We start from the raw sequence: 12070 nt of genomic DNA, 5'->3' as shown, positions 1-12070 counted from the left end.
TTTTTATTAGAATTTTCAGGGTTTTAAACACTGTTCAATCTTTCATTTTCAAGGTTCATTTGCTGTTGTTCTCAGCAGCAACGTGTTATATGTTATCACATTGTTTTCGCTTTGTCAACAACTTTTTTAATTTATTTTTGGAAGTTTTTCATTTCCCTGCCCCGTTCTCACGGGGCGAGGATTATAATATCAAATGTCACGACAAATGTCAACAGTATTTTTCAACTTTTTTCATTTTTTTGCGCAAAGTGGAATTTACTTTTGTAATTCACCTTTTTCGCGGAAATCGTGGAAAACATGTTTTTTCCCATATGTATGGAACTTCTGACCTACTGCATCGCTATGAATGAAGCCGCTGCCTTTCTTACTCCATCTGGATTTTCAAGGTTCCACTGAGTGAAGCTGAGTGAAGTTTCTGCAACGGTCTTTCCGAGCATTACTAAAAACTCTGGAATCTGACTTTCCAGAATCGTCCCCAGTTCTTCTCCCATCTTTTCCTTTCCCTGTTCCTCACATCCATTTAAGTATAGAAGAAACGCAGATTCCGTTTTGTCATTTACCCTCTTTGCAGCTCCGCGAAATCCCAGGACACCGGTCTGGTGTGTACCACAGGAGGACGGGCATCCGGAAATATGGATTTTCGGAAGTGCATCTGCCGGAAGGTCTGCTTCCCGCACTGCTTTTACGCACGCCTGCAAAAGTGCCTGGGAATCCCGCACGCCGACCTGGCAGACCGATGCACCGATGCAGCTTACGGATGCCTCAAACTCGGTCTTGGCAGTATTATCCGCTGTGATCGCCAGAACTTTTTTAGCCTCTTCGCCAGTCAGATTGATGATATACGCAGTCTCATCCGGTGCAAGGCGCATTTCTGCTTCATCCATTTTCTGAAGCGCATCGCTGAGCGCACACAGTACAGAAAGATCCGGCTGTCCTCCGATCGGATGCCACAGCACAGTATAAAGGCCTTCCTGTTTCTGTTCCAAAGCACGGCTATCAGAAACCGTGCTGCCATCTCCGGTCTTATTCACTTCCATTTTCTGAACCCGAAGCTTCAGATCCTCGCCAGACGCATAGACCTCATCCAGCTTTTCCAGAAATGCTTTTCTGTAATTTTCTGCACCACCGAGACTTTCCTGCATATAGCGGCTTCTGGCTTTACCACGATTTTCATAATTTCCATAGGCGCGGAAGGTCAGCCACATTGCCTTGATGTAATAGCAGATATCTTCCGGTTTTACTGCCTCTGCGATCAGTACGCCAAAACGCGGATTGTTTCCAAGTCCTCCCGCGCTATAAACATCAAAGCATCCATCCGGGCGGGCTGCAAAGCCGAGATCCCGGTAAGTCGCATGGGAGAGATTCTTTGGAGAACTGGAAAAAGCCACTTTCAGCTTACGCGGCATTTTTTCCGCACGGATAAAGCCCATCAGGTATTCGCCTGCTGCCTTTGCCCATGGCAGTACATTGAAATATTCTTCCTTCTCTACACCAGAAAGCGGACTGCAGGTCACATTACGCGGAAAGTCTCCACCTCCTCCCATGGTGACGATTCCAACATCCAGAGCCTGTTCCATAATATCGGCAACGATTGCCCCATCCAGATCATGCAGCTGAATGGTCTGGCAGGTAGTAAAGTGTGCCTTGTGCAGCTGATATTTCCGGATCGTATCTGCAACAAATTTCAGTTTTTCCTTTGTCACACAGCCACCGGTCATACGCAGGCGCAGCATGCTGGCCTTGCCGCCTTTCTGTGCATAACTTCCATATAAACCTGAAAAACCTTTGTAAGCATCCTTACTGAGTTCTCCAGCATAAAATGCAGCTGTTTTTTCCCGAAACGCCGGAATATCCTGTTTCCAGTCCTGGTCATTTCTGATTTCCATAACCTTCTCCTCCTAATGTGATTTGTCGAAAAATCAAAAAGCACCTGATTTTCCCAGATGCTTTTGATTCTATCACACTTCACTTTTCATGAAAATGGCTTTCGTACATTTTCTATGGTCTGCCGGATTTTCACCGGGTTTTTCATTCCTTCTGTTTCCACTCCGCTGCTGCAGTCTACTCCAAACGGATGAAACGTCTGAATTACTTCCCGCACATTGTCTGCCCGCATACCGCCAGCTAAAAACCATGGTTTTGAATTGCTCCTGCCTGCGTGATCAGGCTGTGATCGAAGGTATGTCCGGTTCCGCCGCTTCCGGCATCCAGTAAAAGATAATCCGCTTCACTTGCATCCCAGCGTTTTAATTCATGATCCTGTTTCATGGACACTGCACGGATCACCGGAATATCCGGGAAGCGGTTTTTCATCCGGTGGATCTGTTCTTCTGTCTCCTGGCCATGGAACTGGATCGCACGGATCACGCCGGAGTCTGCCAGGCGGCAGATAATATCTTCGGATTCATTCACAAAAACGCCTACCGGGCAAATATTTGGATTCAACATTCTGGAAAGCTTTTCTGCCTGTCCCGGGGTAATTTGACATTTCCCCGGAGCAAATACGAAGCCTGCATAATCCGGGAAATATTGATTGACTGCCTGAATATCTTCCGGGCGTCTTAGGCCGCAGATTTTTATTTTTGTCACGTTTCTTGCTCCCATTTTCCTATGTTTTCTGCTGCATGCCTGATTTTCGTTACTGTTCACACGTTGCGCAAACAGCAACGGATTTTCTTCTGCATATTACAGCATGTTTTTCTGTTACTGCTTACGCATTGCAGCGCACTTCTCCGTTTATCGTTTCTGTCGAAACTGCGCCAGTGCTGCCTTTTTATCCGGACTGCGCATCAGGATTTCCCCGATCAGCACTGCGTCCGTTCCATTTTCATACAAAACCTTCGTATCTTCCGACCCACGAATGCCGCTTTCTGACACAAATACAACTTCTGGCGGCACCATCTTGCGCAGGCATACGGAATTCGTTACATCCACTTCAAAGGTTCTGAGATCCCGGTTGTTGACACCGATCACCGAAGCACCTGCTTTTAAGGCACGCTCCACCTCATTTGCATCGTGAGCTTCTACCAGCACAGAAAGTCCCAGCGCTTTTGCCTGTGCCATATACTCGCGAAGCTCGCCATCGTCCAGGATCGCACAGATCAGAAGCACGGCCGACGCACCAAAGACCTTTGCCTGGTCGATCATATAGGAATCCACCGTAAAGTCTTTGCGCAGAACCGGAACAGAAATCTGCTGCCACAACGGTATTCTGCGGAATTTTCAATTGCATTGCATAATTTCCATCTACTGATTCGACAACTCCACAAATTTTTTCAGCTGTGCGGCAGCTTTTCCGCTGTCGATCATTTCTTTTGCAAGATCAATCCCAGCCTGAATGGAATCTGCTTTGCCTTATTCAGACATTCCTGATATTCACTTTCCGGGACACTGTCAGCCACAATTCCGGCGCCGGAACGAGCATAGACCTTGCCTTTCTTGGCATAAGCGATGCGGATCGCAATGCAGACATCCAGGTTTCCTGAGAAATCCAGATACCCGATAGCTCCGCCGTAAATGCCGCGCCTGCCGCCCTCCAGCTCCTGGATGATCTCACAGGTCCTAAACTTTGGTGCTCCGGAAAGGGTGCCTGCCGGCAAAAGTGCATCGACCGCATCGACCGCATCATATTCTGGTCGGATCTGACCGCCTACTGTAGAACCGATATGCATCACATGGGAGTAACGCTCCACTGCCATATATTTTTCCAGCGGTCCATTTAACAAGCTGCGTTCTGACGGTTCTCAGCCTCCCGTCTCTCTATTTTCTTTTGTTCTTTTTCGCCGGAAATGCCGTCCTGTGTTTCTGCCAGGTTTCTTCTAGGGCTGTCAGTTTTGGGACTTTTCTAAAGCTTCGCCGTTATGGATTTTCTGCCGGTTCCTGATCTTCCGGAATTTCCGGCGCAAGCGCCAGCGTAAACCAGAACTCCACGCCGTCTTCCCGGTTTGCCACGCCATACTGTTGGTGATGGGCTTCCATGATTGCCTTGACGATGGAAAGTCCGATGCCGCTTCCGCCGTAAGCGCGGGTGCGGGCCTTGTCCACCTTGTAGAATTTCGTCCACAGGTTCGGCAGGTCTTCCTCCGGGATTGGATTGCCATTATTGTATACATGAATCTTCGCCACTTTGTCGGTTACATCACTCCAGATGCGGATCTGGTGTTCTCCGCCAAGATGGTTCATGGCATTGGTGAGATAGTTCGTCACAACCTCCTCGATCTTGAATTCATCACCCATGACCATGAGAATCTCCGGCATGTCCACGGTTACCTTTGCCTCATTCTGCTGGATCAGGATGCTGGAGGAATTGATCAGGTCATGAACCAGTTCTGAAACATCGAAGGCTTCGATACTCGGGGTATCGTTTCCGAATTCCAAAGCCGTCAAGGTCAGCAGCTGACGCACCATCTTATTCATCTTGTTGGCTTCATCCATGATGACCTCGCAGTAGTAATTGCGGCTTTCCACATCCTCACACATGCCGTCGCAAAGGCCTTCTGCATAGCCCTGGATCAGCGCGATCGGCGTCTTTAATTCATGGGAAACATTCGCGATGAATTCCTTTCGCATCTCATCGATCTGGATTTTTTCATCAATATCGTGCTGCAGCTGTTTGTTCGCAGCCTGCAGCGCACCAATGGCATCTTTCAAGCTGTGGGACAGCGAGTTCATGCTGCGCCCCAGAATACCGACCTCATCCTCTGCGTCGTCCTCATAAGCAACATCAAAGTTCAGCTTTGACATTTCCTCGGACAGAGAAGATAATTTCAAGATCGGCTTGGTGATACGGTTGGTCACAAAGCACATCAGGGCACTTCCAAATACCAGCGCGATCAGACCGACCCAGGTAGTAAACCGGTTGGACAACTCCACGCTCTCCCGGATGCTTGCAAGCGGCATGGACATGATGAACATGGTCCGGTTGTCGGAAAAATAGCCCCAGCTCTCCATATATGTGCCGCTGGAACGGAAATCCATGTTCTTCTCAACCACATAATTGTCGTGCTGTTTTAACACCTGCATGTGCTTCTGCCCCTTGCCCAGTACATAGCGCTGCAGCTTCTGGGTCAGGAAGTCACTGTCACGCCCGGATGTGATCAGGGCTTTTCCCGTATCACTGTCGATCAGGGTCATGGCAATGTTGTTCTGCTCACTGTAGCTGCGGATCGTCCCAAGAAGCGTTCCCTGTTCCTGCGGCAGGCCAGCCGGAAGATCTTCTGCCGGAACCTCGTCAGCCTGATTTGAAGATTCTTTCGGTGTGTCTGCGCCGGATGCTTCACCTGAAGCATCGGCGTTATCGGAATCTTCCTCGCCTTTTGCCGTCTGCTTCCAGATTTCCCACTCCTGCTCCAGCTCTGATTTCAGGACATCTCCGATATTTTCATTTTCCCCGACCTTTTCCTGGATGACTGTATCAATATCGGTATAAGCCTCTTCCATCACCTTCAGTTTCTGATCCACATAATAGCGCTCCAGCCACCAGGAATTGACCCCCCAGATGGCAAAAAGCATCGCCGCCATAAGCCCTACAAAGATCAGCATGATCCGGTGGCGGATCGAATGAAATTGAAAAACTTTTTTATGCTTCATCAGTCTACCTCGAATTTATACCCCATACCCCAGATGGTCTTGATATAATTGCCCTTCTCACCCATCTTGCTGCGCAGTTTTTTAACGTGGGTATCGATCGTGCGGGCATCCCCGAAATAATCATAATTCCAGACATTGTTCAAAATCTTCTCCCTGGACAGCGCAATGCCCTGGTTTTCCACAAAGTAAGTCAAAAGTTCAAACTCTTTGTAACTTAAGTCAACCGGTTTTCCGTCAATCTCGACCAGGTGCGCCGCCTTGTCAATGCGGATACCGCCCACTTCCATGGTCTCGCTCACCGCTACGTTGGACCGGCGCAGAATCGCCTCCACTCTCGCAACCAGAATCTTCGGGCTGAACGGTTTGGAAATATACTCATCCACTCCAAGCTTAAATCCCTGGAGTTCATCGCGTTCCTCACCCCGGGCTGTCAGCATGATGACTGGCACCTGGGAATACTGGCGCACCGTCTTCAAAACTTCCCAGCCGTCCATCTTCGGCATCATCACATCCAGAATGATCAGTGAAATATCTTTCTGTTTGAAGAAAATATCGACCGCCTGCTCGCCGTCCTCCGCCTCGATCACGGAAAAGCCCTTGATCGTCAGGAAGTCTTTGACCAGCTTGCGCATTCTGGCTTCATCGTCTACTACTAATATTTTTAAGGAATCCATTATGTATCGTCTCCTCTCTGCTTACGTTCATTCATGCAAATTTTTTGCCGCTGACTGTACCTTGCAAGCGGCATCTGTTCCTTCTTTTTCCCCATTTTAGCAGATATTTTTCTGGTTTTCCACGTTTTCACAGAGATTTCACAGATACAACCCGAACTGTATAAAAGGGCTCCGGAATGCCGCCATATGGCAGCATTCCAGAGCCCTTTTCCTAATCAAATTTATTGCGTTTTTATTCTTCTGTCTTCTCAGCCTCTTCGCACACCTCGATGCCAAGCTCCTCAAGCTGCTTCGGATCTACCGGGGTCGGTGCCTCGGTCATCAGGCAGGAGGCATCCTTTACCTTCGGGAATGCAATGACCTCACGGATGCTGTCGCAGCCGCCCATCAGCATGACCACACGGTCAAGGCCGTATGCCAGACCAGCGTGCGGCGGTACTCCGTACTTGAATGCTTCAAGCAGGAAGCCGAACTGCTCCTGTGCCTTCTCCGGTGTGAAGCCCAGTACCTCGAACATCTTGGACTGGATGTCGCTCTGGTGGATACGAACGGAACCACCACCGATCTCGGTACCGTTTAATACGATATCGTATGCCTTTGCGCGTACTGCGCCCGGATCGGTATCGATCAGGTGCCAGTCTTCGTCCATCGGCATGGTGAATGGGTGATGCATTGCTACGAAACGTCCCTGCTCCTCGGAGTACTCCAGTAACGGGAACTCAGTTACCCACAGGAACTTGTAGTCGTCTTTCTTTAAGAGATCAAGCTGACGTGCGATCTCCAGACGCAGGTTGCCCAGAACATCCCATACAACTTTGTTCTTGTCTGCTGCGAATAACAGCAGGTCACCCGGCTTACCATCCATAGCGGAAATGAGGGCTGCCATCTGGTCCTCGGTCATGAATTTCGCGAAGGAAGACTTGTAGCTGCCGTCCTCCTGGATTGCGATGTAAGCAAGACCCTTTGCGCCGTAGCCCTTTGCGAACTCAACCAGTGCGTCGATCTTCTTACGCGGCATATGGCCCTGTCCCTCTGCGTTGATACCACGGACGGTACCGCCGTTTTCGAGTGCGCCCTTGAATACGACAAACTCGCAGTCTTTGACTACATCGGATACGTTCTTTAACTCCATACCAAAACGCAGGTCCGGCTTATCGGAACCGAAACGGTCCATAGCCTCCTGCCAGGTCATACGCGGAATCGGCTGCGGAATCTCTACGTTTAAGATTTCCTTGAACAGCTTGTGTAAGAGACGCTCGTTGACATCAATCACATCGTCTACGTCTACGAAGGAAAGCTCCATATCGATCTGGGTGAACTCCGGCTGACGGTCTGCACGCAGGTCCTCATCGCGGTAGCAACGTGCCAGCTGGAAGTAACGGTCGTAGCCGGAGCACATTAAGAGCTGCTTAAAGAGCTGCGGGGACTGCGGAAGTGCATAGAAGGAACCCGGATGCACACGGCTCGGTACCAGGTAGTCTCTTGCTCCCTCCGGAGTACTCTTGATGAGGGTTGGGGTTTCGATCTCTAAAAATCCTTCCTCTGCCAGGAACTGTCTGGTAAGGATAGCGATCTTACTTCTGAGAAGCAGGTTGCGCTGCATATCCGGTCTTCTTAAATCCAGGAAACGGTATTTTAAGCGCAGTTCCTCTTTGGTCTTGGAGTTCTCCTCGATCGGGAATGGCGGGGTCTCGGACTCAGATAAGATGCGCAGGCTGTTGGCACGTACCTCGATCGCGCCGGTTGCCAGGTTCTCATTGACTGCGCCGGAACGTGCCTCAACACGGCCGGTTACTGCAATGACATATTCACTTCTTAACTTCTCTGCCTTTGCGAAGCTCTCTGCGCCGCAGTCGCTCTCCTCGAAGATGATCTGCAGGATACCGGAGCGGTCACGTAAATCTACGAAGATGATTCCGCCCTTGTTTCTGCTTTTCTGCACCCAGCCCATTACGGTCACGTCCTGACCGATGTTTGCTGTGGTGACTTCCGTACACCGATGGGACCGTTTCAGTCCCAGCATTGATTCTGCCATGGTTTTGTCTCCTTATTTCAGCACGGATCACTCCGTGGTTCTTCTGAATTTATAATGGTTCTCATTTAAACCTTATTATTTTAAAGCTGATTTCTTATTTCAAAGTTTTTCTTTATTTCAGTGCTTCTTTGTAGAACTCTACAAACTCTGTGTAGCCTTCCTTGTTCAGCTGCTCCTTCTGGAACTTCTTATTCTTGTTCATCATGGAAACAAGCACCTGGACACCGGCTTTACGCTCGTCCATAGCCTGTTTCATGATCTGGCCGAAGCGGGACTGGTCCATACCCTTTTCGATGAGGTATGCTTTCTTCGGAGCTGCATTCTCGATTTCGCCGCCCTGCTCCATAAGGATGGTAACGATACGTTCGAATCCGATGGAGAAGCCGCAGGCCGGGGTATCCTGGCCAGTGAACTTGCCAATCATCTTGTCGTATCTTCCGCCGCCTGCAACGGAACCGCCGAAACCTTCCATGGAAACCTCAAAAATGGTTCCGGTATAGTAAGACATACCGCGCACCAGAGTCGGGTCAAAGGCCAGCTTGAAATCAGTTTCCGCAACCTCGGTCACGGTATCCATAATGTTAGCCAGATTCTCTGCAGTCTTTGCATCTAACACACCGGCTAAGGTTTCACCCAGACCGCGGACTGCTGCTGCATCCTCGCCCAGATTTGCTAACAGGTCTGCATACTTTTCTACGCTCTCCTGTGCATAGCCAAGTTCCAGAAGCTCTGTCTTTACGCCGTCCAGACCGATCTTGTCCATCTTATCCAGGGTGATGAAGACCTGATCCAGTCCATCCTCCGGGAAACCGCAGTAAAGTGCCATACCCTTTAAGATACCGCGGTCATTGATGCGCACGGTAAATGCGTTTTTCGGACAGATCTTGCCAAGTGCTGTGGTCGTAGCCAGGATCAGCTCGATCTCAGCCATATTGGTTGCATCGCCTAAAATATCGATATCACACTGGGTGAACTGGCGGAAACGGCCGCGCTGCGGACGGTCTGCACGCCATACACTGCCCATCTGCAGAGCCTTGAACGGGCTCGGCAGCTGTGCGCCGTTGTTGGAATAATAACGGGACAGCGGCAGGGTCAGGTCGTAGCGGAGTCCGCTGTCTGTTAAATCATTCTCTGTTTCAGCAGTCTCAAGGTTCAGCTTCTCGCCGCGCTTTAAGATCTTGAAGATCAGCTTCTCGTTGTCACCGCCCTGCTTACTGGTCAGGTTCTCGATATGCTCCACACATGGAGTCTCCACCTGGGTAAATCCGAAACTACGGTAGGTTTCACGGATCTGGTTCATCACATATTCCCGCACCTGCATCTCTGCCGGCAGGATATCACGCATGCCGGTAACCGGCTTCTTTTTCAATGCCATATTCTTTCTCCGTTTTCTATCTTTGTAAATCTCTCTGTGTATCTGAAAAATCACATATTCCTAAAGATTATACTATTCTAAAACACAAAATGCAATCGCAAGTATGTAAGTTACGGGATGTCCGGCAAAAGTTTTGTTTCTCTTTGCACATACGCACCCGGCAGCAGAGTTACGCTGCGGTTCCCTTACTGCGCAAATAGTTTCTCTTTCCGCTCGATCATCTCATCCACACGGCTGATGTACTGCTCCACGTCTTTGACATTCTCACAGCGCTCGATGCGGTTTTTCTCCGGGAAAAGACGCTTGGTCGTAGTTCCTGCCCCGCAGCCGATGATCGTCTGCTGCTCCTCCATGATGAGCACATTGTAAATGCAGGCTTTTCCCGGTGCCGCATAGCCGACGTTCTCAAAGTTTCCAGCCATATTTTTCTGGCGGTACAGATAATACGGTTCCAGTCCCATTTCTCTTGCATAGCGGGCTGTCAGGTCGATCATCTCCTGAGTATTCTCGATCTTTAAGTCCTTATAGACTTCTTTCATGGTATTTAAGCGTGCTGCACGCTTGATTGCTAAAGAGTGCACGGTCACGCTGTCCGGCGCCAGCGCCTTCACGGCTTCCATGGTCGCCTGCACGTCCTCTAACGTTTCCTCCGGCAGTCCGATGATCAGATCCATGTTGATGTTGTCAAAGCCAACTTCCCGCGCAAGCTGAAAACGGTCCACCACATCCTCTACGGTATGGCGGCGTCCGATGAGCCGCAGAGTGTCCTGCTTCATGGTCTGCGGGTTGATGGAAATACGACCGACCCCGTGTTTCTTTAAGACCTCCAGTTTTTCCCGGGTAATGCTGTCCGGACGTCCTGCCTCCACCGTAAACTCCTGAACGGTAGAGAAATCGAAGGTTGCTTTCAATTTGGTGATGAGCTGATCCAGATCCTCAGGGGATAGGGAAGTCGGGGTACCGCCTCCAAAGTAGACGGTATCCAGGGTACAGCCTTTTTTCTTCTCTGCCACATAGTCCAGTTCTTTGAATAATGCGTCCAGATACTCATGAGTGCGGTCCTTCCACTTTCCGATCGGATAAGAGGTGAAGGAGCAGTACAGGCAGGTGGTCGGACAGAACGGAATGCCGACATACAGACTGTATCCCTCTTTATAGTCGATTGTGGAAAGCAACTGGCGCTCTCTCTGGGCAATCTCAATGCTTAAGTTGATCTTCTCGTTGCCGGTAAAGTAAGTGTCCTTCATGTGGCGGAAGATGCTTTCCGCACTCTCTCCCTCCACAAATTTGGTCATAGCGATCTTGGTCGGACGGATGCCGGTTAAGGTTCCCCACGGAAGGAGTTTTCCGGTCTGCTGCATCAGCAGCACATAGAGTCTGCGCTTGATCTTGTTCTTCGTCTCGAAACGATTCTCGTAATCAACCTTTAAAACGCTGCTTTCCGCTGCCGCCTGAAGCTCTGCACGCACGCCAGGCTCCAGCGCTTCCATGGAAAGCGCCGCAAAAGAACTTCTTCCCAGATGTCCCAGACACAGATTAAACTCTGTGTGGTCTTCATTTACCGTTCCTTCCACGAAAAAGTCCAGATCATCCTGCATCTCGTGCGCGAACGTCTGCCCCGGGTAAAATGCCATCAATAGTTCCCGGATATCCTGCTCATAGGCACTGTCGTTTAACAAAATTCCGATCATTACCGTCTGCCTCCCTTTCTCACATACGCAGCCACCGGATTGTACTGCTTTTCATGGGCAATCGTCGTGGCATCGCCGTGGCCCGGATAAACCATGATCTCATCCGGCAATACAAGAAGTTTTTCCGCGATAGAATGCACGATTGCAGACATACTTCCAGTCGGAAGATCGGTCCGGCCTAAAGACTCTGCAAATAAGGTATCTCCACTGAAGACCACCTCTTCTTCCGGGATGTAATAACAGACAGAACCCGCGGTATGTCCCGGTGTTGCCATAACCTTCCACTCCCGGTTCAAAAAGTGCAGCACATCGCCATCGCGCAGCAAATGATCTGCGCTGATGCTGACCTGCTCGGTTCCCATGGTCCCGGAAAGATTCAGGGACGGATCATTTAACATCTTCTCATCGTCCATATGCACATAAAGCTTACAGCCGTATGTCTTGCGGATATCATCTGCCGCCATCATATGGTCGAAATGTGCATGCGTTAAAAGCACAGCCTCCGGCTCCACGCCAAACTCCCGGCATTTGCTGACCAGGTAGTCCGCATTGTCGGCCGGATCGATGATCACCGCCGCCTTTTCTCCCTCGCAAAATACAAGATAGCAGTTTGTGCTGATGCCGCCCAGCACGTAGGTTTTTATTCGAAAATTGCTCATGTTTTGCTCCTTTTTCCCATTTGATAAATGAAAAGAAAAACTGCGGA

8 protein-coding genes and 2 pseudogenes are annotated in these 12070 nt (G+C 49.8%); all 10 read right to left on the bottom strand.

Annotated features, from left to right (window positions below):
• Positions 1–329: 329 nt before the first annotated feature.
• Positions 330–1886 carry a nitrite/sulfite reductase gene (locus tag DXB18_RS07035; RefSeq protein ID WP_118543557.1) on the bottom strand — a complete coding sequence of 519 codons (1557 nt, stop codon included), beginning with the start codon at positions 1884–1886 and terminating at the stop codon, positions 330–332.
• Positions 1887–2124: 238 nt separating this feature from the next.
• Positions 2125–2589, bottom strand: a complete 465-nt coding sequence (locus DXB18_RS07025) for a phosphoribosylanthranilate isomerase (protein WP_182430502.1) — start codon at positions 2587–2589, stop codon at positions 2125–2127.
• Positions 2590–2736: 147 nt separating this feature from the next.
• A pseudogene (locus DXB18_RS07020) lies at positions 2737–3192 on the bottom strand (indole-3-glycerol phosphate synthase TrpC); the annotation flags it as partial.
• A 113-nt stretch (positions 3193–3305) separates the two neighbouring features.
• A pseudogene (locus tag DXB18_RS07015) lies at positions 3306–3710 on the bottom strand (chorismate-binding protein); the annotation flags it as partial.
• A gap of 148 nt (positions 3711–3858) precedes the next feature.
• The gene (locus tag DXB18_RS07010) at positions 3859–5589 is read right to left on the bottom strand and encodes a HAMP domain-containing sensor histidine kinase (protein WP_118706803.1); all 1731 of its coding nucleotides are present in this window, start codon (positions 5587–5589) and stop codon (positions 3859–3861) included.
• On the bottom strand, positions 5589–6263 hold the full coding sequence (locus DXB18_RS07005; RefSeq protein ID WP_118706801.1) for a response regulator transcription factor: 675 nt from the start codon (positions 6261–6263) through the stop codon (positions 5589–5591). The genes DXB18_RS07010 and DXB18_RS07005 overlap by 1 nt, the downstream gene beginning before the upstream one ends.
• Before the next feature lie 232 nt (positions 6264–6495).
• Positions 6496–8298 carry an aspartate--tRNA ligase gene (gene aspS / locus DXB18_RS07000; protein ID WP_118706799.1) on the bottom strand — a complete coding sequence of 601 codons (1803 nt, stop codon included), beginning with the start codon at positions 8296–8298 and terminating at the stop codon, positions 6496–6498.
• Between the two features lie 112 nt (positions 8299–8410).
• Positions 8411–9673, bottom strand: coding sequence for a histidine--tRNA ligase (hisS, locus tag DXB18_RS06995; RefSeq protein ID WP_118543563.1), 1263 nt, complete (start codon positions 9671–9673; stop codon positions 8411–8413).
• Between the two features lie 185 nt (positions 9674–9858).
• Positions 9859–11364, bottom strand: coding sequence for a coproporphyrinogen dehydrogenase HemZ (hemZ, locus tag DXB18_RS06990; RefSeq protein WP_118706797.1), 1506 nt, complete (start codon positions 11362–11364; stop codon positions 9859–9861).
• The gene (locus DXB18_RS06985) at positions 11364–12023 is read right to left on the bottom strand and encodes an MBL fold metallo-hydrolase (RefSeq protein ID WP_118706795.1); all 660 of its coding nucleotides are present in this window, start codon (positions 12021–12023) and stop codon (positions 11364–11366) included. The genes hemZ and DXB18_RS06985 overlap by 1 nt, the downstream gene beginning before the upstream one ends.
• Between the last annotated feature and the right edge of the window lie 47 nt (positions 12024–12070).

This window comes from Clostridium sp. OM02-18AC, from assembly GCF_003481825.1.
Lineage (GTDB): Bacteria > Bacillota > Clostridia > Lachnospirales > Lachnospiraceae > Brotaphodocola.
The sequence above is the reverse complement of the archived record's forward strand: the minus strand, read 5'-3'. Positions and strand labels throughout refer to the sequence as shown.